The following is a 24,875-nucleotide window of genomic DNA, read 5'->3' as shown; positions in this document are numbered from 1 at the left end:
TAGGTGGGCGGACGCTGGGTGGCGTTCGGTCCTTGTGGCGGCGAGGACCCAACGCGGCGGGGCCGGTGCGTGGCGCTGAGTCCTCGTGGTGACGAGGACCGAACGCTGCGGGCCGGCTGTCGGGCACGGTGGCGGGTCCGCTGGCGGGCATGGTGGCGGGTCGGCTGGCGGGTGGCGTTGGGTCCTCGTGCCGACGAGGACCGAACGCCGGCAGGGTTGCTGGGACAGCGCTCTGACCTGGGAGGTTGCGAGGGAGGGTGGACGCTGGGAGGCGTTGGGTCCTCGTGGTGACGAGGACCGAACGCGGCGGTGCCGGTGGGTGGCGCGGAGCCCTCGTGGGGCACATCGGCGTGCCACCCACCAGAACGCCGCAGCAGCCGCCGCGCCACCCCGTCACCTGAGAGGCTGGACCCGTGCTGCGCCCGTGGACGCCCGACCTCGTCTCGCTCGACCTCCTCCTCTCGGTGGCCGAGCTGGGCAGCGTGAGCCGTGCCGCGGCGGCGCACGGGCTCAGCCAGCCGAGCGCCAGCACCCGACTGGCACGGCTCGAGCGCCAGCTCGGCGTCCAGGTCCTCGACCGGACCTCCCGCGGCAGCAGCCTCACGCCGGCCGGCGAGGCGGTGCTCGCCTGGGCCACGGCGGTCGTCAACGCCGCCCGCGAGCTCACCGACGGCGTCGAGAGCCTGCGCGGTCACGCCGAGGCGCGCGTGCGGGTGGCGGCGTCGCTCACGGTCGCGGAGTACCTGCTCCCCGGGTGGCTGCTCGCCCTCCGCCGCAGGCACCCGGACGTCGAGGTGGTCGCCGCCGTGGAGAACAGCCGCGCCGTCGCCGCCCAGGTCGCGGCGGGGCAGGCGGATGTCGGGTTCGTCGAGTCGCCCCTCGTGCCGGACGGCCTGGAGCGCACCGTGGTGGGCCACGACCGGCTCGTCCTCGTGGTCGGCCACGACGGGCCGGTCGCCGCGGGGGCGGAGGTGAGCGGCGCCGACCTCGTGGGGCTGCCGCTGCTGCTGCGCGAGACCGGCTCGGGCACCCGGGAGACGTTCCTCCAGGCGCTGACCCAGCTCCTCGGCGAGCCGCCGGCCCTGCCGCACGCCGACGCGCTCGGCTCGACGGCCACGATCCTCGCCACCGCCCGCGCCGGGGGCGGGATCGGCGTGGTCTCGGCCCGGGCCGCGGCCGGCGACCTGGCCACGGGGGCGCTCGGCGAGGTCCGGGTCCCCGGACTGCTCACCGAGCGGCCCCTCACGGCCGTCTGGCCGACATCCGGCTGCACCCCCCTGGCCCGCGAGCTGGTCGAGGTGGCCGCGGCCGCCGGGACGTCATCCGTCTGAGGGGACGGACGTCCCTCCGTATGACGTCCCGGCGGGACGCGGGTGAAGCGGGTGAAGCAGATGAAGCAGGTGCAGCCGCTCAGGCGCCCCAGCTCTCCGGAGCAGAGGTCTGCGGCAGGAACGCGCACCGGGTGAGGAAGTCGCGCAGCATGAGCCGCCACACGTGCCACTCGTGCGTGCCGTCGATGAAGCACGAGGTGACGTGCACGCCGGCGTCGGTGAGGTCGCGGACGGCCCGGAACGGACCCCGGTGGATGGCGCGGCCGGTGGTCGGCAGCGTGAACCCGGGATCGATCGGGTCGGACCAGCCGGAGCCCACGTAGACCTGCTTGTCGACCAGCTCGGCCACCATCTCGTCGGTGATCACCGTGCCCGGGGGCAGGCCCGCCGACATGATCCCGTAGTAGCCGAACAGGTCGGTGTCCCCGACGAGCAGGTAGGCGGTCCGCATGCCGCCCGCGGAGAGGCCGGAGAACGCGCGCCGCAGCGGGTCCGGGGAGACGTGGTAGTGCGCCTCCATCCACGGGATGACCCGCTCGCGCAGGTCGACCCGGTAGTCCTCGTTGGTGTCGGAGGCCGCGTAGCCGTTGCCGTTCGGCATGACGACGAGCATCGGCTCGATCAGGCCCTCGTTGATGAGGTTGTCGAGGATGTTCTGCATGTTGCCCTGGGTCGTCCAGCCCATCTCGTCCTCGCCGCCACCGTGGCTGAGGTAGAAGGTCGGGTAGGGCTCGGAGCGCTTCCGGTCGTAGCCCGGCGGCGTGTAGACGACGAAGAAGTTCTGGCCCACCGGGTCGAGGTGGTCCGGGGAGTCGTAGGTGACGTAGCGCAGCGCGCCGGGCGTCCCGGTGGTCGGCCCCTGCCAGGCCATGTCGACCGGGTCGAAGTCGGGGTCGGACGGCACGTAGACCTGGCTGCGGTCGACGGCGCGCCCGTCCACGACGCCCTTGTGCACGTTCCACGCGGGGTTGGCGGGGTCGGGCAGCTGGCCCGTGGTCGAGGCGTAGTCGGCGTCGCCGTCCACGAAGAAGCCGTAGGTGTAGACGCCGCCGGGCAGCGGGACGGTCGTCGTCCACGTCCCGTCGCGGCCCTTCACCATGTCGACCACCGGCCACCACGGGTTGGTGGAGTTGGGGTGGGACATGGGGATGCAGCCGGCGTACCAGTCCTCGGGCACCAGCCCGTCGGACTCCACCGCGTGGTCGGGGGAGTACAGGCGCGGCGACAGCTTCAGCGGGTCCTGGAAGTACCACTCGCCCTTGAGCTGGACGCGGGTCGCCGACGGGGCGTGGTAGCGGAAGGTGACCTGGTAGCCGGTCGGGCCGCGGCCGGTGTGGCGGACCAGCGGCCCGTACTTGCCCGCCTTGGGCGTCGGCTTCTTCGCGGCCGCGGACGCAGCGGTGGACGGGGCTTCGAGGGCGCCGAGGGCGGCGGTCGCCCCCACGGCGAGCGCGACCGAGCGCGCGGCCTCTCTGCGGGACAAGGGCATGACGAGACTCCTGGCTGGACGGGTGGGTGCTGGTCCCGGATCCCGGTGCGGGTCTCGCACCCCGGGGGTCCACGCGTCGACGGCAGGGGCCACCGGCGCCGCCCCGGTGGGGCGCGGCGCGGCGGACGGCTCGGCGTGGCGGTCCGCGGGGCCGTCACAGGAGGCTTCGGGGCGACTCGGGTGCAGCGGCGCGGGCCGGTGTGGCCAGATCTGAGCACAGTCCGAAACGCCGGGGCAAGGAGCGCCGGACAAATGCCCGGACTTGCACAGAATCGCTGCGCAGGATTCCTCGCGGCCCGCCGATCGGCGCCGATCAGCACCGGTCAGCGCCGGTCAGCGCCGGTCAGCGCCGGTCAGCGCCCCTGGGCGACCAGCCGTGCGTCGAGCCGCGGGTAGACCCGCCGGGCGTTGCCCTCGTACACGGCCGCCCGCTGCGCCGGGGTCACGTCCGCGGCGTCCACGTACCGCCTCGTGTCGTCGAAGTGGAAGCCGGTCGTCGGGTCGATGCCGCGCACCGCGCCGACCATCTCGGAGCCGAACAGCACGTTCGGGGTGTCGATGACCGAGAGCAGCAGGTCGATGCCGGGCTGGTGGTAGACGCAGGTGTCGAAGAAGACGTTGCCCATGAGGTGCTGGTCGAGCGGCGGCCGCCCGAGCATGTCGGCCAGGCCGCGGTAGCGGCCCCAGTGGTAGGGCACCGCGCCGCCTCCGTGCGGGATCACCAGCCGCAGGTCCGGGAAGCGTGAGAACAGGTCGCCCTCGAGCAGCTGCATGAACGCGGTGGTGTCCGCCGCCAGGTAGTGACCGCCGGTCGCGTGGAACGCCGGGTTGCAGGACGCCGAGACGTGCACCATCGCGGGCACGTCGAGCTCGCACATCACCTCGTAGAGGCCGAACCAGTACGGGTCGGTCAGCGGCGGGGAGGTGTAGTGACCCCCGCTGGGGTCGGGGTTGAGGTTGAGGCCGACGAAGCCGAGCTCCTCCACGCAACGACGCAGCTCGGCGATCGCGGCGTCCAGCGGCTCGCCGGCCGCCTGGGGGAGCTGGCACCCGGCGGCGAAGTTCTCGGGGTACAGCTCCACGACGCGCGCGACGAGGTCGTTGCACGCGCGGGCCCAGGCGGTGCTGGTGGCCAGGTCGCCCGCGTGGTGGCCCATGGCGGAGGCGCGCGGGGAGAAGATCGTGACGTCGGCGCCGCGCTCGCGCTGGAGCCGCAGCTGGGCGCCCTCGATCCCCTCGCGCAGCTCGTCGTCGCTGATCGTGGGGTACGCGGGCGCCGGGCGGCCGGCGGCGTGCGCCTCGAGCTGGGCCGTGCGCCACGCGGTGTGGGCCGCGGGAGCGGTGGTGTGGTGGCCGTGGCAGTCGATGATCATGCGTGCTCCTCCAGGGGTGAGGACGGGGGTGCGGGGACGTCGGTGAGGACCCTGTCCAGCAGGGCCAGGAGCGGCTCGCCCGGCTCGGCCGGGACGCGCCCGCCGGCCCAGGCCTGGCGCTCGACGCAGGCCCGGGACATCCAGGGCTCGAGGCCGGCCCCGGCGACGGTGTGGGCGGCCTCGCGCATCTCCTCGGACCGGCGGGTGCCGTGGCGCAGCGACCGCTCGACGAAGTAGCCCGCCAGCGCCTCCCAGTCGCCCTCGGGCAGCATGTTGGTGAGCGAGGCGAGGACGGCGTCCTCGACCCCCAGGCGACGGGCGGTGAGCAGGGCCTCGGTGAAGACCGCCTCCATCCCCTTCACCACCACCGACCTGCACAGCTTCGTGGCGGCGGCGGTGCCGAGCGGCCCGTCGGCGAGGCCCGCACCGGTCATCCCCAGGCCGGCGGCGAGGCCCAGGGCGTCCTCCGCGTGCGGTCCGCCGAGCAGGAACGGCGAGCCCAGCCGGCGAGGGCTGACGGCCGACATGAGCGCGACCTCGACGTAGCGCCCGCCGGCGTCCTCGACGAGGCCCGCGGCCTCGCGCTTGTGGCCCGGGGAGGCCGAGCTCAGGTCCAGGAACCACGTGCGGGCCCGCAGGTGCGGGGCGACGGCCCGGGCCACCTCGACGCAGGACGACGGGGTGACGGCCGAGACCACGACGTCGGCGGCCGGCACCTGCTCGGCGAGGGCGACGTCGGTCGGCAGGCTCAGGGCACGGGCGTTCGCCGAAGCCCGCGACGCGGCGTCGGGGAAACCGACGTCGTGCGCGGCCACCGCGTGCCCGGCGGACGTGAGATCCTCGGTCAGCACCCGTCCGACCTCGCCGAGGCCGACGAGGAGAACGTGGGTCATCCCGCACCTCCGTGGATTGTGAACAAAATTGTCTGCCGATCGTTAGGATGCGCAGAGTACACATCGCGGGCCGGCGGCGGGAGCCGTCGTTCGGTCCTGGCGAGAAGGAGTCACCATGGCCGCGAGCACCGCACCCCTGGCCCCCAAGGTCGGCGCCGAGCCCACCGCCGACCGCATCCGGGAGGACATCGTCTCCGGCGAGTTCGCGCCGGGGCAGCGGCTCGTCGAGGCGGACCTGTCGGAGTCCTACCAGGCCAGTCGGGGCGCGGTGCGCAACGCGCTCCAGCAGCTCGAGCACGAGGGCCTCGTCGAGCGGATCGCCAACCGCGGCGCCCGCGTCCGGGTCGTGAGCGTCGAGGAGGCGGTCGCGATCACCGAGGTGCGGATGGTCGTGGAGGGCCTCGTCGGCGCCAAGGCCGCGCAGAACGCGACGCCCGAGGACGTGGCCGAGCTCCGAGAGATCGGGGCGGCCATGCAGGCCGCCGTCGCCGGCGGCGAGATCATGGTCTACTCCGGCCTCAACGTGCGGCTGCACGACAAGATCCGCGTGATGGGGCGCCAGGACGTCGCGGAGGAGGTGCTGGGCAGGCTGCTGGCCCGCAACGTCCGGCACCAGTTCCGCCTGGCCCTGCGCCCGGGGCGCCCGCAGGTCTCGCTCCCGGAGCACCTCGCCATCATCGAGGCCGTCTGCGCCGGGGACCCGGCGGCCGCCGAGGCGGCCGTCCGAGAGCACGTCGCCAGCGTCATCCGCGCCCTCCAGCAGACGGACTGACGTCCCCGTCGGCACCCCGCTCCACCCGATCCGGCCCGCTCCAGCGGGCCGGATTTTTTGTCCCCAAGATTGTTCTTCCGATTGTTCACAATCGTGTGTAGTGTGCGTCACACGCCGGAGCGACCCCCGGCGTCCGCGCCCGTCGCGGTCTCGCGTCGCATCAACGAGGAGACGACATGCACCCCATCCACGCCGGTCTGCGCCGCCGCAGCCTGCTCGCCGCGGCAGCCCTGGTGCTCCCGCTCGGCCTGGCGGCCTGCGGTGGCAGTGACGACGGCTCGGACTCCGCTGACGGCACCACCACCGTCAGCGTCGGCATCATCCCGATCATCGACGTGGCCCCCATCTACCTGGGCATCGACCAGGGCTTCTTCTCCGACGAGGGCCTGGACCTCGACCTCCAGACCGCGGACGGCGGCGCCGCGATCGTGCCGGGCGTCGTGAGCGGCCAGTACCAGTTCGGCTTCTCCAACACCGTCTCGCTGCTGCTGGCCGGCTCCCAGGGCCTGAGCCTCAAGGCCGTCACCGCCGGCGTGCAGAGCACCGGCGAGGAGGGCGCCGACTTCGGGGCCGTCGTGGTGCCCGCGGGCAGCGACATCAGCTCCCCGGCCGACCTGGCCGGCAAGAAGATCGCCGTCAACACGCTCAACAACATCAACACGGTGACCATCAACGCGGCCGTCCGTGCCGCCGGCGGCGACCCGTCGACCATCGAGTACGTCGAGCTCGGCTTCCCGGACATCGCCCCGGCGGTGGCCAGCGGCGACGTGGACGCCGGCCAGCTCGTCGAGCCCTTCCTCACCATCGCGACGGGCGGCGGCGACACCCAGGTGGTCTCCAACTACGCGGCCGCCGACCCCGACCTCGAGGTGGGCATGTACTTCACCTCGGCGGACTACGCCGACTCCGACCCCGACACGGTCGCGGCGTTCACCAGCGCCATGAACAAGTCGCTCGACTACGCCGCGGACCACCCCGACGAGGTGCGCGACATCCTGTCGACCTACACCGACCTGGACGCCGACGTGCAGGCGAACGTCGTCCTGCCGCGCTGGTCGTCGGACGTCCCGACGGACGCCGTCAGCTCGCTGGCCGACCTCATGGTCACCGACGGGATCGTCGACTCGACGCCGGACGTCTCCGCGCTCCTGCCCTGACCCCGGGGGGCCCGCACGTCCGACGGGCGGGTCCTGCCTCGGCAGGGCCCGCCCCGCCCGGCGTCCCGCCCGACCCACCGCCCGACCCACCGCCCGCGACCCGAGAGGGAACCCCTGATCGTGGCCACCACCACCGCTCCCGCCGGTGCCGTCGCGTCCCCGAGACGCCCGGTGCTGTCGGGACGCACCCGCGACGTCGCCCTGGGAGGCCTCGGCCTCCTCTGCGTCGTCGTGGTCCTCCAGATCCTCCCGGCGCTCGGCGTCGCGGACCCCACGTACCTGCCCAGCTCGACGGACATCGGCGCGGCGCTGGGCCGCCTCGTCACCGAGCCGGAGTTCTGGACCGCCTTCGGCCAGACCCTGCGCGGCTGGGCGATCGGCCTCGCGGTCGCGATGGCCGCCGGGGTCGCCGCCGGCGTGCTCATCGGCAGCGTGCCGCTGCTGCGGGCGCTGACGGCCTCCACCGTGGAGTTCCTCCGGCCGATCCCGTCCGTGGCGCTGATCCCGCTCGTCGTCCTCGTCTACGGCTCGCAGCCGCAGTCGGCGCTGATCCTCGTCGTCTACGCCTCGTTCTGGCAGGTCCTCGTCCAGGTCCTCTACGGCGTCGCCGACGTGGACCCGGTCGTGCGCGACACCGCGCGCTCCTACCGGTTCAGCCGGCTGACCGTCCTGCGTCAGGTCGTCTGGCCCACGGCGCTGCCCTATGTCGTCACCGGCTTCCGGCTGGCGGCCGCCGTCGCGCTCATCCTCGAGATCACCGCCGAGCTCGTGATCGGTGTCCCGGGCCTGGGCCAGCGGATCGGCGTCTCCCAGTCCTCCGGCGCGGTCGCCACCACCTACGCGCTCGTCGTCGTGGTCGGCGTCATCGGGGTGGCCGTCAACGTCCTCGCCCGCCAGGTGGAGCGGCGCGTCCTGCGCTGGCACCCCTCGATCCGCCGGGAGCTCCCGTGACCGTCCGCAAGGCACTGACCCAGCTCGTCCTCGCCCTCGCCCTGCCCGTCGTCCTCGTGGCGGTGTGGTGGTTCGCGAGCGCGGGCAGCACCAGCTTCTTCTGGCCGCCGCTCTCGCGGATCGTGGAGGTCTTCCCCGAGACGTGGGACGCCGAGCGGCTGGTCAACGACGTCCTCCCGAGCCTCGCGCGCCTGGCCATCGGCTACTCGATCGCGCTCGTCGCGGGCGTCGCCCTCGGCTCCGCCATCGGCCTCAACCCGACGCTCCGGGCCTTCCTGGAGCCGACGCTGGAGTTCTTCCGCGCCATCCCGCCGCCGGTCCTCGTGCCGATCATCGCCCTCTTCGCCGGCTACACCGGGTGGACGTCGAAGATCGTCACCATCGCGCTGGGCTGCCTCTGGCCGATCCTGCTCAACGCCGTCGAGGGCGTCCGCGGCCTCGACGAGGTCCTCGTCGACACCTCGCGCTCCTACCGGCTCCGCCGCCGGACCCACCTGTTCCAGGTGGTGCTGCGCGGCTCCAGCCCGCAGGTCGCCGCCGGCGCCCGCCAGGCCCTGTCGATCGGCGTGATCCTCATGGTGATCAGCGAGCTGTTCGGGGCCAACCGCGGCCTCGGCGCCTCCATCGTCCAGTTCCAACGCGCGTTCGCGGTCCCGCAGATGTGGACCGGCATCATCCTGCTCGGCCTCATCGGGTTCGCCCTCTCGGTGCTGTTCCGCGTCGTCGAGCACTACAGCCTCGCCTGGTACCGCGGTCTGCGGCAGGCCGACCGAGGAGCCTGACATGACGTCCCTCTTCCCCACGACGCGGCGCACGGCGCCCGCCGACCGGACCCGTCCCTCCACCACCCCGGGAGACCACGTGAGCACCCCGAGCAGCGACGTCGCCCTGGACGTCCGCGCACTCAAGAAGATCTACGAGGGCGCCGGTCGCCAGGTCGAGGCCGTCCGCGACCTCACGTTCTCGGTGGCCCGCGGCGAGCTCGTCTGCATCGTCGGGCCCTCGGGCGCCGGCAAGACCACGCTCCTGCGCGGCATCGCGGGTCTGCTCCCGCTCACCTCGGGCGAGGTCGTCCTCGACGGCGCCCGCGTGACCGGACCGCCGGCCGGCATGGCCGTGGTCTTCCAGGAGTACGGCCGCAGCCTCTTCCCGTGGCTCACGGTCCGCCAGAACGTCGAGCTGCCGCTGAAGGAGAAGGGCCTGAAGAAGGCCGAGCGCCGCGAGAAGGTGGAGGCCGCCCTCGAGGCGGTGGGCCTGGCCGACAGCGGCGACGCCCATCCCTGGCAGCTCTCCGGCGGCATGCAGCAGCGCGTGGCGATCGCCCGCGCCGTCGCCTACGAGCCCAGCGTCCTGCTCATGGACGAGCCGTTCGCCGCCGTCGACGCCCAGACCCGCGCCGACCTCGAGGACCTCGTGCGCACCCTGTGGCACCGCCTCGGCGTCACCGTCCTCTTCGTCACGCACGACATCGAGGAGGCCGTCTACCTCGGCCAGCGCGTCCTGGTCCTCTCCAACCGCCCGACCGTGATCCTGGAGGACGTCACCGTCGACCTCCCGGACGTGCGCGACCAGCTGGAGACCCGCTCCACGGCCCGGTTCGCCGAGCTGCGCCACCACGTCTACGAGCTGGTGCAGAAGGCCAAGAAGGGCTACCGGCCGGACGGCGAGGCCGTCTGATGCGCAGGCTCGTCGTCACCGACGTCCCGCGGCCCGACCCCGCGAAGGTCCGCCGGCTCGAGGGGTACGGCACCGCGACGGTGCACGAGGCGCTGGGTCGCACCGGCAGCCTGGGCCCCGACCTCCGCCCGATCCAGCAGGGGATGGCCGTCGCCGGTCGCGCCGTCACCGCCCTCTGCTGGCCCGGCGACAACCTGATGATCCACGCGGCCGTCGAGCAGTGCGGCGAGGGCGACGTCCTCGTCGTCGCGATGGCCGGCCCGTCCACGTGGGGCGTGTTCGGCGACCTGTTCGCCACCGCCCTGCAGCACCGCGGTGCGCGTGCGGTGGTCTGCGACGCGGCCGTGCGCGACACCGCCACCCTGCGCGAGATGGGCTTCGGCGCCTGGTCGCGGCACGTCTCGGTGCAGGGCAGCGTCAAGGCCACCGCCGGCAACGTGAACCTGCCCGTCGTGATCTCCGGCCAGGTCGTCGAGGCCGGCGACGTGGTGGTCGCGGACGACGACGGCGTGGTCGTGGTGCCGCGCGGTCGGGTGGACGAGGCGTTGCTGGGCTGCGAGGCCCGGGAGGCCAAGGAGGCCGCCACCCGCGCCGCCTTCCTCGAGGGCCAGCTGGGCCTGGACCGGTACGGCCTGCGCGCCGTCCTGGCCGACCTCGGCGTCTCCTACCGCCGGTGGGACGAGCTCGACCGCGACGCGGTCCGGTCGGACGGCTGACGTGGCCGGCATCCCCTGCGCGCTCATGCGCGGCGGCACTTCCAAGGGCGGGGTCTTCCTGGCCGCGGACCTGCCCGCCGAGCCAGCCGAGCGGGACGCGCTGCTGCTGCGCGTGATGGGCAGCCCCGACGTCCGGCAGATCGACGGCCTCGGCGGGGCGCACCCGCTCACCAGCAAGGTCGCCGTCGTCTCGCCCTCGGCCGACGACGAGGCCGACGTGGACTACCTGTTCCTCCAGGTGGTCGTCGACGCGGCGGTGGTCTCCGGCTCGCAGACCTGCGGCAACATGCTGGCCGCGGTCGGCCCGTTCGCCGTCCTGCGCGGCCTGGTGCCGGCCACCGACGGCGTCACCGACGTCCGCGTGCGCCTGGTCAACACCGGGGCGCTCGCCGTCCTGCGGGTGCAGACCCCGGGCGGGGTGGTCACCTTCGCCGGCGACACCGAGATCACCGGCGTGCCCGGCACGGCCGCGCCCGTCGAGATCGTGGCGGTGCCCTCGGCCACCCCGCTTCTGCCGACCGGTCGCGCGCGGCAGGTGCTCGCCGGCCTGGAGGCCACCTGCATCGACAACGGGATGCCGTCGGTGCTGGTCCGGGCCGCGGACCTCGGCCTGGCCGGGACGGAGGAGCCCGCCGTCCTCGAGGCCGACCCGGCGCTGCGCGCCCGCGTGGACGCCGTGCGGGCCGAGGCCGCGGCGGCGATGGGGCTCTCCACCGACCTCGCCGCCACCACCGTCCCCAAGATCGTGCTCGTCTCCGGCCCGAAGGGCGGCGGCAGCCTCACCACCCGCAGCTTCATCCCCGAGCGGGTGCACCAGGCCATCGGGGTGCTGGGGGCGGCCACGGTCGCCGCCGCCGTCCGCCTGCCCGGGAGCGTCGCGGCGGACGTCGCGGTGGCGCCGGCCGCCGGGGAGCCGGTGCGCGTCGAGCACCCCAGCGGCTTCCTGGACGTCGACGCGCGGCTGGGCGAGGCGGGAGAGGTGCTCTCCACGTCCGTCCTGCGCACCGCCCGGCTGATCCTCGACGGCACCGTCTACCCCGGACCCGACCGCGCGACCAGCGAGAACAGCCAGAACACCCAGACCAGCCCCGCCGGCTCCGCGCCGGCCGCCTGAGCACCCCGCAGCCAGAGGAGAGAAGACATGGCCCGCATCGTCGGAGGCATCGGCGCCTCGCACTCCCCGACCATCGGTTTCGCGAAGGACGCCCACAAGGAGGACGACCCCGCCTGGGCGCCCATCTTCGAGGGGTTCGGGGAGGTGCGCCGCTGGGTGCAGGAGCAGGACGTCGACGTCCTGTTCATGATCTACAACGACCACATCACGTCGTTCTTCTTCGACCACTACTCGGCGTTCGCGCTGGGGGTGGACGACACCTACGAGGCAGCCGACGAGGGCGGCGGACCGCGCGACGTCCCGCCCGCCACGGGGCACGCGGACCTGGCCCGGCACATCGGCGCCTCGCTCATGGCCGACGAGTTCGACATGTCGTTCTTCCGCGGCCGGGCGCTCGACCACGGGTGCCTCTCGCCGCTGTCGATGATGGGCGACGAGGACGGGCCCTGGCCGGGCGCCATCGTCCCGCTCCAGGTGGGCGTGCTCCAGCTGCCGATCCCGAACGCGCGCCGCTGCTGGAAGCTCGGCAAGGCGCTGCGCCGGGCCGTCGAGAGCTACCCGGAGGACCTCCGGGTTGCCGTGGTCGGCACCGGCGGCCTCTCCCACCAGGTGCACGGCGAGCGGGCCGGGTTCGTCAACGAGGAGTGGGACACCGAGTTCCTGCGGCTCATCGTCGAGGACCCGGAGAAGCTCGTCGAGATGCGCATCGCCGAGTACGCCGAGCGCGGCGGCATGGAGGGCGCCGAGGTGGTGATGTGGCTGATCATGCGCGGCGCGCTGTCGGAGAAGGTCCGCCTCGTCCACTCCATGACCTACGCCCCGTCGGTCACCAACATCGCCACCGTCGTCCTGGAGGACCTCGGCGACGCACCGGACGAGGCGCTGGCGGCCGCCCACCGCGAGCACGTCGGTCGCGAGCTCGCGGGGGCGGAGGCCCTCGCCGGCACCTACCCGTTCACCCTCGCCCGGAGCGCGGCCGGCTACCGCGTCAACGACTTCCTCCACCGCCTGGTGGAGCCGGAGCACCGGCGGCGGTTCCTGGAGGACTTCGAGGCCCTGGCCGAGGAGCACGGGCTCAGCGAGGAGGAGCGGACGCTCATCCGCGAGCGTCGCTGGATCGAGATGGTCCGCAGCGGGGTCACCTTCTTCGTCCTCGAGAAGATGGCGGCCGTCCTGGGCATCCCCAACCCGCAGGTCTACGCCTCGATGCGCGGCGAGACGCTCGAGGAGTTCCAGGCCACGCGCAAGGTGGCGCTGCAGTACGGAGTGGGGCGCCAGTAGGGCCCCGCAGGACCTGCGCGACAGGCCCCGCCGACCGGGCGTGCCCCCCGGTCGGCGGGGCCTTCCTGCCTTCGAACAGGGGCTCTGACCTGCGCATTTGTGCCCAGAAACGGTCAGAAGGACGACGCGGCGAGATCCTTCACGATCTTGGTGGACACATTGTTGGCAATGTGGTTAACGTCACAGCGCCGGGCGCCCCCGACCCTGCCCGGCGGACCACGCACCGTCCTCTCGAGGGGGAGACCACATGCACACCAGTCATCACGGCAGCCGGCGCTCGGCCGTCGCCGTCCTCACGAGCGCGACCCTCGCGCTCCTCGTCGCCGGGGCCCTCGTGCTCACCGGCGGCACCGCCCAGGCGGGAGGGGGCCACGGCGGCTCCGGCCCCGCCACGCCCGTCGTCGTGGACGAGGACGGCCTGCTCGTCCTGCCGGAGCTCGCGCCGGTCATGTCGTGCGACGACGTCGCGACGATGGACCTCGACGACGCGGCCGACGCCCCCGTCACCGTGACCGCCACCGAGGTGGTCGACGACGGCGAGACCGCGCCCTACTGCCAGGTGACCGGCACGATCGCGCCGGCCGACACGATCGTCGTCCGGCTGCCGCTGGAGGGCTGGACGCAGCGCTACCTCCAGACCGGCTGCGGCGGCCTCTGCGGCAGCTCGAACATCAGCTACACGCAGACCGAGGGCTGCACGGTCGTGGAGGACGGCACCATCGCGTCGGCCACCACCGACATGGGCCACCAGGGCGGCAACGACGGCTCCTGGGCCGCCGACGCCCAGGCGGCGCTCGACTTCTCCTACCGCGGCGTCCACGTGACCTCGCTGGTGGCGAAGGAGATGATCACGCAGTTCTACGGGCACGCGCCGCGCTTCTCCTACTTCGACGGCTGCTCGGACGGCGGGCGCGAGGCGCTCATGGAGGCCCAGCGCTACCCCGACGACTTCGACGGCATCGCCGCCGGCGCCCCGGCCAGCAACATGGTCGTGCAGAACACCTACCACCACGCCTGGAACGTCCTGACCAACCTGGACGACGACGGGCAGTACATCCTGCTGGCGGACAAGCTGCCCGCCATCCACGACGCCGTGCTCGCCGCCTGCGACGGCCTGGACGGCGTGGTCGACGGCGTCCTGGACGACCCGCGCCGGTGCGACTTCGACCCGATGACCATGCTCTGCGCCGACGGCGTGGACGACTCCTCCTGCCTGACCGCCGAGGAGGCCGGCGTCGTGCAGCGGCTCCACGACGGCGCGACCACCCCGAGCGGGAAGCGGCTGGAGGTGGCGATCTCGCACGAGTGGGGCTCCGAGCTGGAGTGGACGCTGTTCATCCCCACCGCCCAGGGCGAGACCGTGGGCAGCCAGCGGTTCGTGCTCGGCTACATCAAGGCGCTGGCGTTCACGAACACCACGCTGGACGACCCGCAGCTCACCGACCTCGACTTCAGCGAGAAGGGGTTCTGGAGGACCGTGCAGTCCTCCAGCTACCAGTCGGCGCTCGACCCCGACCTCTCGGCGTTCCGCGCCTCCGGCGGTCGGCTCGTCCTCTGGCACGGGTGGAACGACCAGCACATCTCCCCGCAGAACACGCTGGCCTACTGGCACGCGATGAAGCAGGCGATGGGCAGCGGGAACGTGGCGCGGTTCGCGCGGCTCTACCTGTTCCCGGGCATGGCCCACTGCGGTGACGGGGCGGGCCCGCACAGCACCGACGTGCTCACGCCGACGATGGCCTGGGTGGAGAGCGGCCGGGCCCCCGACGCGCTCATCGCCTCGTCCACGGACGACGACGGCACGGTCACCCGCACGCGTCCCGTCTACCCCTACCCGACGGTCGCCCGCTACGACGGCACGGGCAGCACGGACGACGCGGCGAACTTCGTGCCGTTCACGCCGCGCGGCGCCGAGCCCGGCCCGGGCTACTCCTGGCTGGGGCAGCACCTCTTCTCCAGCAGCTACCAGCAGACCTGCACGGTGGTCGACGGGAAGATCGTCTGCTCGCCGCGCCGCACCTGGCTCACGGCGATGCTGCACCCGAAGCACGGCAAGCACGGGAAGCACGCACGCGCAGCCACCGTGTGAGGCGCCTCCTCGGTCGCCTGGCCCTGCCCCACAGGGCCGGGCGATCGAGGGTCGGGCGATCGAGGGTCGGGCGATCGAGGGTCAGGCGATCGAGGTCCGCATCTGCTCCAGGCCGTCGAGGTGGTCCATGTGCTCGGCGGCCACCAGGTGCTCGTAGACGATGGAGGCGCTGGCGGAGGAGACGGCCGGGTCGGCGGTGAGGTCCTCGACCAGGTCGCGGAGGTGGCCGGGCGAGGCGCAGGCGACGTGCACGAGGTAGTCGTCCGGCCCGCCGAGCTGGTAGACGTGCAGCACCGGCGCCCGGCGCACCACCCGGACGCCGAACCCCCGGCCGTCGGCGCGGGCGTCCTCCCGCAGCCGGACGTTGATCATCGCCTGGAGGGGCAGCCCCAGCGCCTCGAGGTCGACGTGGGCGTGGAACGAGCGCAGGACCCCGGCGCCGACCAGCGCGCGGACCCGCGCGTGCACGGTCGAGGGCGCCAGCCCGGTGCGCGCGGCGAGCCGGCTGATGCTGGTGCGCGCGTCGCGCACGAGCTCCCACACGAGCCGCTCGTCCACGTCGTCGAGGGCGCTGGAGCGCTTGCGCCGCCGGCGCGGCGGCCCCACCGGCGCACTCGGCACACCCGGGGCGGGCCGGACGTGGTCGTCCTGGGTGGTGCGATCGGGCACGGGGGATACCTCCGAGGTCATTTCCTGGTGGTAAAGCCCGAGCATTCGCCTCCCGGGTGCGCCCCCGGAAGGCGCGGCACGAAAAATCGGCGTTACCGGTGCCGTCGGCCGACGAATCGTCGGTGGGGCCGAAGGTCCCGCACAGGATCGGGCCCTTCGTCCTTTGCCGAGGCCATGCACTCGTTACCGGGGCGGGCGCCGACGTAACGGGTCGGCCACCGAGCAGGCGCGGCAGGCGAAACGTCCGGCTACTTGTCTGACCTGCGTGAGCACGACAACCACGGCACCCGCACCACCGGCTCCCGAGCTGGTCGCCTCGTCCTCCTCGGGGACGTTCCGCCGGCTCCTCGTCTTCGCGATCGCGAACATCCGCCGACGACCCGAGCGGTTCGTGCTGTCCACCCTCGGGATCGCGCTGGCGATCCTGTCGGTGACGGTGGTGCGGACCATCTCGGCCAGCTTCGCCCTCACCGGCGCGGAGACCGTCGACGCGGTCGTCGCGGACGCCCAGCTGTGGGTGGTGCCGGCCGACGGCGTCACCTACGACCCGGAGGCGGAGGCCCTGGTCGCCGACGGGGCGCCCACGGCGTCCCTCGACCTCCCCGACGGCTGGACCGCCCTGCGGACCGTGGCCGGCGAGACGACGGTGAACGGGAAGACCGTCGCCGTCCACGGCCTGGAGGGCGTCGACGCGGGCACCGCCCTCGTGCCCTCCTCCGTGGCGGAGCGGCTCGGCGTCACCGACGGCGACACCCTCAGCCTCGGCGGGAGCGACCTCACCGTGAGCCTCGAGGAGGACGCGGACGCCGGGGACACCTGGATCACGACGTCCGCCGACGTGGCCACCACGGCCGTGGGCGACGTGGGCTGGTGGACGGTCACCGTCCCCGCGGCCGACCTGACCCGCAACGACCTCGGCGCCGTGCTCGCGGAGTCGACGGGCCTGCCGACCACGACCGACCCGGCCGTCAGCCCCGACGCCGCCGGCGACGGGCTCATCTACGACACCGTCGGCGGCAGCGGGGCGACGACCTTCGAGCAGCGCTACTCGGCGCTGTTCTCCGGGCAGGTGACGAGCTCCGCCCTGGGCCTGATCTCCACGATCGGGCTCATCCTCGGGTTCGTCATCGCCGTGAGCTCCTTCCTCGCCGCCGTCCACGAGCGCCGCCGGGAGTTCGGCATCATGTCGAGCATCGGCCTGGCCGACGAGGTCCTCTACTTCTTCCTGGTGGAGTCGGGGATCGTCTTCGTCACCGCCTGGGTGGTGGGCGTCCTGGGCGCCGGCGCCGCCGTCGCGCTCGTCATCCCCGAGATCGCCACCCCGCTCGCCTGGGTCCAGGCCTCCGCGATGGTCGCCGCGTTCCTGCCGGCGATGGCGATCGTGGGCGCGCTCGTCCCGGTCCACCGGCTGCTCCAGCAGCGGCCCGTCCAGCTGCTCGGAGGCCTGTGATGCTGAAGTACGGACTCGCCTACGGGCTCCTCTCCACCCGGCGCCGCGCCGCGGAGCTGGTGCTGCCCTCGCTCACCACCGCCACGGGGGCCTTCCTCGTCGTCGTCGTCTTCGCCATGGCCGCGGGCATCCGCGAGTCCGCGGCGTCGCTCGGCCACGCCGACGAGATCGGTCGCGCCGTCGTCCTCATCGCCGTCACCGTGCTGCTGGTCGGCGTCGTGGAGGTCGCGGTCGCGACCACGCGCACCATCAGCCACCGCACCCGGGAGCTCGGCGTCCTCGGCGCGACCGGCGTCCCGCGCGGCCCGGTCGTCACCGCGCTGCTCGTCGAGCCCGTGATCTCCGCGGTCGCGGGGGCGGTCCTGGGGTCCGTCGTCGCGGTCGTCGTCTCCCTCGTCCTGGACGCCGTGGGCGCGGCCGCGGCCGGGGTGTCGCTCGGCGGCGCGGCACTCGGCGTCCTCGTGTCGGTGCTGGTCAGCATCGGCGCCGCGCTCGCCACGAGCGTCCTCCCCACCTGGCGCGCTGCGTCGCGCCCGCCCATCCGTTCCCTGAGCACCGGAGGCTGACATGACCGTCACCGACCCCCACACCGAGCCCCTCGAGGCGTCCGCCGGACCCGTCGTCGAGGTGAGCGACGTCTGGAAGCTGCACCAGCTGGGCGACGAGGTCGTCAAGGCGCTGGTCGCCGTCGAGCTCCAGGTACAGCCCGGCGAGTTCGTCTGCCTCATGGGCCCCAGCGGCTCGGGCAAGTCCACGCTGCTCAACATCATCGGCGGCCTCGACCGGCCGACGAAGGGCAGCGTGCGGCTGAACGGCCAGGACACCGGCCGGCTCACCGAGAGCCAGTTCGCGGCCCTGCGCCACGACACGATCGGCTTCATCTTCCAGAGCTACAACCTCATCCCGTTTCTCTCGGCGGTCGAGAACGTGGAGCTCCCGCTCATGTTCGAGCCCTACGACCGGGCCGCGCTGCGCACCCGGGCCCTGGAGCTGCTCGACCACGTGGGGCTCTCCCACCGCGTCGACCACCAGCCGACCAAGATGTCCGGCGGCGAGCAGCAGCGCACCGCGATCGCGCGCTCGCTGGTCAGCAACCCGACGCTCATCCTGGCCGACGAGCCGACCGCGAACCTCGACCACCGCACCGGCACCGCCGTCGTCACCCAGCTGCGCGACCTCTGCTCGCGCCTGGGCGTGACCGTCGTGGCGAGCACGCACGACCCGACGGTCGCCGAGGTCGCCTCCCGCGTCGTCCGGATGAAGGACGGCCGCATCGTCGAGGACTGACCCACCGCTCCTGCTCGCAGCGTCGCGACCAGCGCACCGCACCACCGCTCCCTGCACGACCGCAGCACGCACGCCGTACGCACGCCGTACCGATCAGCGAGAGGAAGCACATGGCCCAGAACGTCGCCGAGACGTCGGTCGCCCGAGACCGCGACGCCCTCATGACCACCGAGCTCGTCCCCGAGCAGGTGCTCCCCAAGGTGCTTGGCACCTTCGGCCTCACCGCCACCTACGTGTTCATCATCTGCTGGATCACCGGCTCCTCGGTCATGGCGACCGCGGGCTGGGGCGCGATCCCCATGTGGGTGCTGGGCATCGTGCTCTTCCTCGTGCCCGCGGGCCTGGCCGTCGCCGAGCTCGGCAACCTGTGGCCCGGCCAGGGCGGTGTCTACATCTGGGCCTACCGGACGATGAACGAGCCGCTGGCCTTCTTCGGCGGCTTCCTCTCGTGGGTGCCGGTCATCCTCAACGGCTCGGCCTCGCCGGCCATCGTCATCCAGCTCCTGCTGCTCAGCTTCCACGCCGAGATCGGGCTGACGCTCAGCATCATCCTGCAGCTGGTCGTGCTGTGGTCCGTGGTCGCGCTGGCCCTGGCCAAGCTGGCCGCCAACCAGAAGATCATGAACGCGGTCTTCGTCGTCTACGGCGTGCTCACCGTCGTGATCTTCCTCGTCGGCCTCACCGCCGCCGTGGACAACGGCAGCGGCACCCCGATCACGGCTCACGACCTCACCGTCCCGGACTTCGCCGCCGGCGGCTGGATGTTCGGCACCGTCCTGCTCTACCTGGTCGGCGTCGAGACGCCCTTCAACATGGGCGCGGAGTTCCTCTCGGTCAAGCGCAGCGCCGTGCGGATGATCGGCTGGGGCTCGGTCGCCCTCATCGCGATCTACCTGCTCACCACGATCGGCACGATGCTCGCCCTGCCGAGCGCCGAGATCGACCCGGTCACCGGCGTCATCGGGATGCTGTCGGTCTCCGGCGTCCCGGGCCTCATGGAGGTCTGCGGCGTCGTCCTGGCGGCCATCGTCTTCGTCGCCCTCGTGACCTACCAGGTGGCCTACAGCCGGCTGATCTTCGTCTCCGGCCTCGAGCGCCACCTGCCCCGCATCTTCACCCACCTCAACCCGCGCACCCGCAACCCGGTCACCGCCGTGCTGGTGCAGGGCACCATCTCGTCGCTGGTGATGGTCGGCCTGTTCTCCCAGTCCAGCCTCGCGAACGTGACGATCTACCTCACCGGCGCCCTGTCGGTGGTGTGGCTGGTCTCCGGCTTCTTCTTCTTCGTGCCGCTGGTCATCGCCCGGCACAAGTACGCCGACCGGTACGAGAACGAGGACTTCTGGCGCATCCCGGGTGGCCTCCCGGTCGTCTACCTCGTCGCCACCGTGGGCTGCGTCGCCACCCTCGCCGGCATCTACTACTCCTTCGCCACGCCGTGGATCGACGTCACCCCGAAGGAGTGGATGACGTGGCTCGGGTCGATCGCTGCGGGCACGCTCGTCCTCGCCGTCCTGGTCTACGTCTTCGGGCGTCGCTCCGCCGCGAAGCTCAGCGCCCCCGACGCGCTGGCCCACCTCGCCGTCCTGGCCGAGGACGAGAAGGCGACCTCCTGACGCCTGCCCACCGGGCCGCACCTGCCCGACCGGTCCGGCGGCGCCCCCGACGGCGCCGCCGGACCTCCCCCGACACGTCCCGCCCGCACCTCCTGAACCGCCGTACCGCACCCGCCCTGGAAGGAAGCCACTGATGGCCATCGACACCGAGATCTCTCCCGTCACCGGCAGCGCGAGCAGCGCGCCGCACCCGCTCGACCCGCTGACCGGCGCCGAGATCGAGGCGGCCGCGGCCGTGGTGAAGGCGGCGGACGGTGCCACGGACTCGATGTCGTTCGTGATGATCTCCCTGCACGAGCCCCCGAAGAAGGCCGACCTGACGCTGGAGGCGCTGCCGCGCTCGGCGTTCTGCGTCGCCTACGACACCGCCGCCAAGCTGCTCGTCGAGGTGGTCGTCGACCTGGAGGCCTCCGTCGTCTCCTCGTGGACGCCCGTCCCCGGCCGCTTCCCGTCCTACCTCATGGAGCACATGGAGGGCGTGGAGGAGCAGGTGGTCAAGGACGAGCGCTGGCAGGCCGCCATGCGCCTGCGCGGCGTGGAGGACTTCAGCCTCGCGATGGTCGACCCGTGGCCCGCCGGCTACTACGGCCCGCAGGACGCCTACGCCGACTCCCCGCTCATCTGCCGCCCGCTCACCTTCATGCGCGCCGCCCCCGGCGAGCACGGCTACGCCCGCCCGGTCGAGGGCCTCATCGTCACCTTCAACATGGACACGATGGAGGTCATGGAGGTCGAGGACCACGGCGTGGTCCCGCTGCCGCCGATGGCCGGCAACTACTCCGAGCGGTTCATGTGGGGCGAGGACAAGCCCGGCGAGAACCGCCCGGACTTCAGCGGGTTCCGCGACGGGGTGAAGCCCATCGAGATCACCCAGCCCGAGGGCCCGAGCTTCAGCGTGGACGGCTGGAAGGTCGAGTGGCAGAAGTGGTCGCTGCGCGTCGGGTTCAACCCGCGCGAGGGCCTCGTCCTGCACCAGCTCACCTACACCGACCGCGGCGAGGAGCGCCCGATCATGCACCGGGCCGCGCTCGCCGAGATGGTGGTGCCCTACGGCGACACCGCGCCGACCCACTGGAACAAGAACGTGTTCGACATGGGCGAGGTCGGGATGGGCTTCAGCGCCAACTCCCTCACCCTCGGCTGCGACTGCCTCGGCGAGATCTTCTACTTCGACGCCGTCTTCAACGACGCCCAGGGCCGCGCCGTGGAGCTGCCGAACGCCATCTGCATGCACGAGGAGGACTACGGCATCTCCTGGAAGCACACCGACTTCCGCACCGGCGAGGTCGAGGTCCGCCGGTCGCGCCGCCTCGTCATCTCCACCATCGCCACGGTCGGCAACTACGAGTACGGCTTCTTCTGGTACCTCTACAACGACGCCTCCATCGAGCTCGAGATCAAGCTGACCGGCGTCCTCACCACCGGCTCCATCGCCGTCGGCGAGAAGCCGCGCCACGGCAACCTGGTGGCCCCGGGCATCTACGGCCCCCACCACCAGCACGCCTTCAGCTTCCGCCTCGACATGACGATCGACGGCCCCGGCAACAGCCTCGTCCAGGTCGACTCGGTGCCCGAGCCGGACCCGGCCCTCAACCCGCACCACAACGCCTGGATCACGAAGGAGACCGTGGTCGACACCGAGGGCGGCTACGACTGGGACTACTCCACGGCCCGGTACTGGAAGGTCGTGAACCCCTCCAAGGTCAACGAGCTGGGCAGCCCGGTCGCCTACAAGTTCATCCCGCGCGACCCGGTGCCCTCGATGGTCCAGGAGGGCAGCTACATCTACGACCGGGCGCGCTTCGTGCAGCACGCGGTGTGGGCCTCGGCCTACGACCCGACCGAGCAGTACTCGGCCGGCAAGTACCCGTACCAGACCTCCGACGTCCAGGGCCTGCCCGACTACGTCGCCGGCGGGGACGACATCGCGGACGGCGACCTGGTGCTGTGGCCGACGGTCACGGCGCACCACATCGTCCGCCCCGAGGACTGGCCGGTCATGCCCTGCGCCTACGTGGGCTTCCACCTCAAGCCGATGGGCTTCTTCGACGGCAACCCCGCCCTCGACCTGCCCCCGTCGCCCGCCGCGTGCCACACCGGCAAGGGCGGGTGCGGCGACGGCTGCAGCTGCTGCTGATGCAGGACCTGCTCCTGGTGGCGGTCGCCCTGGCCAGCGTCGTGTGCCTGGCCAGGGCGGTCGTCCCGGCGTGGCGGGTGCCGGGGGAGCCCCGCGGGGCCGACTACGGCCACCTCGTCATGTCCGCGGGGATGGCCGCCATGCTCCTGCTCGACCTGCCCACCGCCGTCCTCGCGGTGCTCGTGGCGGGCTACGCCCTCGGCTCGCTCGGCTGCCTGGTGCGGGTGGTGCGGCCGCTGGGCCGCGCGGCCTACCTCCGGCTCGCCGGCGCGTTCGCGGGGATGAGCGGGATGCTCGCGCTCATGCTGACGATGCCGGCTCAGGCGGCCGAGGCGTCGTCCGCGCACGCGATGGCGGGGATGGACATGAGCACGGGCATGAGCACTGGGTCGGCCTCGGGGTCCGGGCTCCTGCGCGAGGCGCTGGGCACCACCGGCGCGCTCCTGCTGCTGGTCGTCGCCGGGGCGGCGCTCTGGCTGTTCGTCCGCAGCCGCGGCGAGGCGCGGGCCTGCCGCGCGGGGCTCGCCGGCGAGTCGGTGATGGCCGGCGCGATGGCGGTCATGCTGCTCCAGATGGGGTGACTCCCCGCGAGACCCGGGAAAGAGACCCGGCACGACCCGGATCGGGGTGGACGGGGTGTGCGGGACGCACCGCATCCACCCCGATCCCGCACTCACGCGCCGGGCCGACGGGCCGGGCTGACGAGCTGGGCCGACGGAGAGGTACGGGCAGTCAGCGCGGCCGGGGCCACCACGACGGCATCAGGGCCACGATCTCGGCGGTCGTCCCCTCGACGTCCTCGGAGTCCGAGCGCACCCAGGCCGCGAGGACGGCGAGCGCGGCGCCGCTCACGAAGTCGGCGGCCAGGCCGTCGTGCGCGCCGGGGACCGGCGTCCCCGTGCGCTCGACCGCCTCGACCATGAGGGCAGCCCGCTGGCGCAGCCGGGGCAGGGCGTCGGCGATGAAGGACGGCCAGGCGAAGAGCACCCGGTAGATCGCGCGGTGGTCGCGGACGGTGCGGAGCTGGGCGAGCAGCGCGGCCTCGTAGACGCGGGAGAGCGCGGCCTGGTCCTGGGCGGCGGCGACCTCGTCCGCGTCGACGGTGGAGAGCCGCTCCATCTCCTCGAGGAACGCCTCGGTGACGGCGGCCGGCACGTCGGGCCAGTGCCGGTAGAAGGTCACGCGGTGCACCCCGGAGCGGCGGGCCAGGTCGGCGACGGTGAGGCTCCCGACGTCCACCCCGGGCTCCAGGCACGCCGCGCGCACCGCGGTGAGCAACCGGTGCCTCGTCGTCATGGCGCACATCCTCCCCCGGGTACCTGTCCGGACCGCTGCGGGGGCCGGGTGTCTCGTGGCGCACGTGCGCTACACCTGTAGTGGCAACAGCAGTAGCGTCGAGGTGGAGGGAAGCCCTCCGACCGGCTCCCACCGGGGCCGGACCCCGATGCTCGAGGAGGAGCAATGACGTTCCCGGTTCTGGAGGGCAAGGTCGCGATCGTGACCGGCGCGGCGATGGGCATGGGCGAGGCGACGGCGCGACTGTTCGCCGCGGCCGGCGCCAAGGTGGTCGTCGCGGACTTCAACGTCGAGAAGGGCCAGGCGGTGGCCGCCGACATCGGCGAGAGCGCCCACTTCGTCAAGGTGGACGTCTCGCAGTCCGCCGAGGTGGAGGCGATGGTCGCCGAGACCGTCGCCCGCTTCGGCCGGCTCGACGCGGCGGTCAACAACGCCGCCCTCACCCCCGACGACAAGCCCGTCGACGACTTCGACGAGGCCTACTGGGACCGGCTCATGTCGGTCGACCTCAAGGGCACCGCGCTGTGCATGAAGTACGAGCTCAAGCAGCTCCAGGCGCAGGGCGAGGGCGGATCGATCATCAACATCTCCTCGGTCTCCGGCTTCCGGCCGCAGCCGCAGAACATCGCCTACGTGGCCGCCAAGCACGGCGTGGTCGGCATGACCAAGGTCGCCGCCCTCGAGAACGGCGCGGCCAACATCCGGGTCAACAACGTGGCCCCGGGTGCGATCGACACCCCGATGCTGCGCGCGGCCCTGGACCAGTTCGGGCACACCGTCGAGGAGTACGCGCCGCTGCTGAGCCTGCTCAACCGCTTCGGCCAGGCCGACGAGATCGCCCAGGCCTCGCTGTGGCTGGCGTCCGACGCCTCCTCCTACGTCACCGGCACCACGCTGCACGTGGACGCGGGCTACACCAGCCGCTGAGCGCTCCCCGCACGCCGTTCGAGGCCGTCCCCGCGAGGGGGCGGCCTCGCGTGCGTCCGGGGGCTGCGTCCGAAGCCGCTCCAGGGCGGTGCGTCCGGGGTGCGGACGCCTGTGCACGGATGTCGTAGCCACCGTGCACGCGCGACACAGATCGTGTGACCCAGGTCATGCCACGCTCGGCTGGCTCCCGCCGGACGGCAGGGAGGACCGGGGCAGGAGGTCCCTTCCCCGGGCGAGGACAAGGAGCACCCATGGCGACGACGACGCGCTTCTCCTACGCGGAGTACCTGGCTTCCTACAACGCGGGCGACGAGGCGGCCACCGCCCGCGACTTCTACACCGAGGACGTCGTCCTCGAGGCCCCCGGCCTGCGGATCGAGGGGCGCGAGCAGCTGGCGGGCTTCCTGGCCCAGGCCCACGACGGCGTCCGGGAGGAGCTCGTGCCGCTGGCCGTCGCCGAGCAGGGCGACGTGCTGCTGGCCGAGCTCGACATGGTCTTCGACGTCTCCAAGGACGTGATGACGCCGGTCGGGCCCCTCGGCCCCGGCCGCGCGGTCGGCCGCTGCCTGGCGTCCTACACGCTGCGCGACGAGCGCATCGCATCGTTCCGGCTCGCGTTCTGGCCCGTCGGCCAGGGCGCCTGAGCCGCG

At 72.9% G+C, this 24,875-nt stretch carries 23 protein-coding genes; 18 read left to right on the top strand and 5 right to left on the bottom strand.

Features of this window, described 5'->3' with window-relative positions:
* Positions 1-413: 413 nt before the first annotated feature.
* Positions 414-1,331: a LysR family transcriptional regulator gene (locus E8D37_RS08265; protein WP_136569297.1), complete on the top strand. Its 918-nt coding sequence runs from the start codon at positions 414-416 to the stop codon at positions 1,329-1,331.
* Between the two features lie 79 nt (positions 1,332-1,410).
* On the opposite strand, the gene E8D37_RS08260 is transcribed toward E8D37_RS08265, so the two are convergent.
* The 3 genes from E8D37_RS08260 to E8D37_RS08250 form a co-directional block, all read right to left on the bottom strand.
* Positions 1,411-2,820 carry an alpha/beta hydrolase-fold protein gene (locus tag E8D37_RS08260; protein WP_136569296.1) on the bottom strand — a complete coding sequence of 470 codons (1,410 nt, stop codon included), beginning with the start codon at positions 2,818-2,820 and terminating at the stop codon, positions 1,411-1,413.
* Positions 2,821-3,173: 353 nt separating this feature from the next.
* On the bottom strand, positions 3,174-4,193 hold the full coding sequence (locus tag E8D37_RS08255) for an amidohydrolase family protein (RefSeq protein ID WP_136569295.1): 1,020 nt from the start codon (positions 4,191-4,193) through the stop codon (positions 3,174-3,176).
* A complete protein-coding gene (locus tag E8D37_RS08250) occupies positions 4,190-5,086 on the bottom strand; it encodes a DUF1932 domain-containing protein (RefSeq protein WP_136569294.1) in 897 nt (298 codons plus the stop codon). Before E8D37_RS08250 ends, E8D37_RS08255 begins: the two co-directional genes overlap by 4 nt.
* Before the next feature lie 115 nt (positions 5,087-5,201).
* Between E8D37_RS08250 and E8D37_RS08245 the strand changes: the two genes are divergently transcribed.
* The 9 genes from E8D37_RS08245 (at position 5,202) to E8D37_RS08205 (ending at position 14,843) form a co-directional block, all read left to right on the top strand.
* Positions 5,202-5,858 (top strand): GntR family transcriptional regulator, encoded by a 657-nt coding sequence (locus E8D37_RS08245; protein WP_136569293.1) that lies wholly within the window; start codon positions 5,202-5,204, stop codon positions 5,856-5,858.
* A 176-nt stretch (positions 5,859-6,034) separates the two neighbouring features.
* Entirely contained in the window at positions 6,035-7,015 is a 981-nt protein-coding gene (locus E8D37_RS08240; RefSeq protein WP_136569292.1) for an ABC transporter substrate-binding protein, read from the top strand.
* A gap of 120 nt (positions 7,016-7,135) precedes the next feature.
* Positions 7,136-7,966 carry an ABC transporter permease subunit gene (locus E8D37_RS08235; protein ID WP_206055650.1) on the top strand — a complete coding sequence of 277 codons (831 nt, stop codon included), beginning with the start codon at positions 7,136-7,138 and terminating at the stop codon, positions 7,964-7,966.
* Positions 7,963-8,748: an ABC transporter permease gene (locus tag E8D37_RS08230; protein WP_136569291.1), complete on the top strand. Its 786-nt coding sequence runs from the start codon at positions 7,963-7,965 to the stop codon at positions 8,746-8,748. The genes E8D37_RS08235 and E8D37_RS08230 overlap by 4 nt, the downstream gene beginning before the upstream one ends.
* Before the next feature lies 1 nt (position 8,749).
* Complete coding sequence (locus E8D37_RS08225) at positions 8,750-9,643, top strand: ABC transporter ATP-binding protein (protein ID WP_136569290.1); 894 nt, start codon at positions 8,750-8,752, stop codon at positions 9,641-9,643.
* A complete protein-coding gene (locus E8D37_RS08220; RefSeq protein ID WP_136569289.1) occupies positions 9,643-10,359 on the top strand; it encodes a 4-carboxy-4-hydroxy-2-oxoadipate aldolase/oxaloacetate decarboxylase in 717 nt (238 codons plus the stop codon). Before E8D37_RS08225 ends, E8D37_RS08220 begins: the two co-directional genes overlap by 1 nt.
* A 1-nt stretch (position 10,360) precedes the next feature.
* Positions 10,361-11,473 carry a PrpF domain-containing protein gene (locus E8D37_RS08215; RefSeq protein ID WP_136569288.1) on the top strand — a complete coding sequence of 371 codons (1,113 nt, stop codon included), beginning with the start codon at positions 10,361-10,363 and terminating at the stop codon, positions 11,471-11,473.
* A gap of 27 nt (positions 11,474-11,500) precedes the next feature.
* Positions 11,501-12,754 carry a gallate dioxygenase gene (locus E8D37_RS08210; RefSeq protein ID WP_136569287.1) on the top strand — a complete coding sequence of 418 codons (1,254 nt, stop codon included), beginning with the start codon at positions 11,501-11,503 and terminating at the stop codon, positions 12,752-12,754.
* A gap of 247 nt (positions 12,755-13,001) precedes the next feature.
* Entirely contained in the window at positions 13,002-14,843 is a 1,842-nt protein-coding gene (locus tag E8D37_RS08205) for a tannase/feruloyl esterase family alpha/beta hydrolase (protein WP_136569286.1), read from the top strand.
* 81 nt (positions 14,844-14,924) lie between these two features.
* On the opposite strand, the gene E8D37_RS08200 is transcribed toward E8D37_RS08205, so the two are convergent.
* Positions 14,925-15,512, bottom strand: a complete 588-nt coding sequence (locus tag E8D37_RS08200) for an Lrp/AsnC family transcriptional regulator (protein ID WP_206055648.1) — start codon at positions 15,510-15,512, stop codon at positions 14,925-14,927.
* A 265-nt stretch (positions 15,513-15,777) separates the two neighbouring features.
* Between E8D37_RS08200 and E8D37_RS08195 the strand changes: the two genes are divergently transcribed.
* From E8D37_RS08195 to E8D37_RS08170, 6 genes are all read left to right on the top strand, one after another.
* Positions 15,778-16,962: an FtsX-like permease family protein gene (locus tag E8D37_RS08195; RefSeq protein ID WP_136569284.1), complete on the top strand. Its 1,185-nt coding sequence runs from the start codon at positions 15,778-15,780 to the stop codon at positions 16,960-16,962.
* Positions 16,962-17,528 (top strand): ABC transporter permease, encoded by a 567-nt coding sequence (locus tag E8D37_RS08190; RefSeq protein ID WP_136569283.1) that lies wholly within the window; start codon positions 16,962-16,964, stop codon positions 17,526-17,528. Before E8D37_RS08195 ends, E8D37_RS08190 begins: the two co-directional genes overlap by 1 nt.
* 1 nt (position 17,529) lies before the next feature.
* Complete coding sequence (locus tag E8D37_RS08185) at positions 17,530-18,249, top strand: ABC transporter ATP-binding protein (protein WP_136569282.1); 720 nt, start codon at positions 17,530-17,532, stop codon at positions 18,247-18,249.
* Positions 18,250-18,359: 110 nt separating this feature from the next.
* Complete coding sequence (locus E8D37_RS08180; protein WP_206055647.1) at positions 18,360-19,865, top strand: APC family permease; 1,506 nt, start codon at positions 18,360-18,362, stop codon at positions 19,863-19,865.
* 133 nt (positions 19,866-19,998) lie between these two features.
* Complete coding sequence (locus E8D37_RS08175; RefSeq protein WP_136569281.1) at positions 19,999-22,002, top strand: primary-amine oxidase; 2,004 nt, start codon at positions 19,999-20,001, stop codon at positions 22,000-22,002.
* Positions 22,002-22,583, top strand: a complete 582-nt coding sequence (locus E8D37_RS08170; RefSeq protein ID WP_136569280.1) for a DUF5134 domain-containing protein — start codon at positions 22,002-22,004, stop codon at positions 22,581-22,583. Before E8D37_RS08175 ends, E8D37_RS08170 begins: the two co-directional genes overlap by 1 nt.
* A gap of 151 nt (positions 22,584-22,734) precedes the next feature.
* On the opposite strand, the gene E8D37_RS08165 is transcribed toward E8D37_RS08170, so the two are convergent.
* Positions 22,735-23,298: a TetR/AcrR family transcriptional regulator gene (locus tag E8D37_RS08165; protein WP_136569279.1), complete on the bottom strand. Its 564-nt coding sequence runs from the start codon at positions 23,296-23,298 to the stop codon at positions 22,735-22,737.
* A gap of 165 nt (positions 23,299-23,463) precedes the next feature.
* Between E8D37_RS08165 and E8D37_RS08160 the strand changes: the two genes are divergently transcribed.
* Positions 23,464-24,225, top strand: coding sequence for an SDR family NAD(P)-dependent oxidoreductase (locus tag E8D37_RS08160; RefSeq protein WP_136569278.1), 762 nt, complete (start codon positions 23,464-23,466; stop codon positions 24,223-24,225).
* A 251-nt stretch (positions 24,226-24,476) separates the two neighbouring features.
* Positions 24,477-24,869 (top strand): nuclear transport factor 2 family protein, encoded by a 393-nt coding sequence (locus E8D37_RS08155; RefSeq protein WP_168929679.1) that lies wholly within the window; start codon positions 24,477-24,479, stop codon positions 24,867-24,869.
* Positions 24,870-24,875 lie beyond the last annotated feature (6 nt).

This window comes from Nocardioides sp. GY 10127 (assembly GCF_004919085.1).
In the GTDB taxonomy this organism is placed as follows: domain Bacteria; phylum Actinomycetota; class Actinomycetes; order Propionibacteriales; family Nocardioidaceae; genus Nocardioides.
The sequence above is the reverse complement of the archived record's forward strand: the minus strand, read 5'-3'. Positions and strand labels throughout refer to the sequence as shown.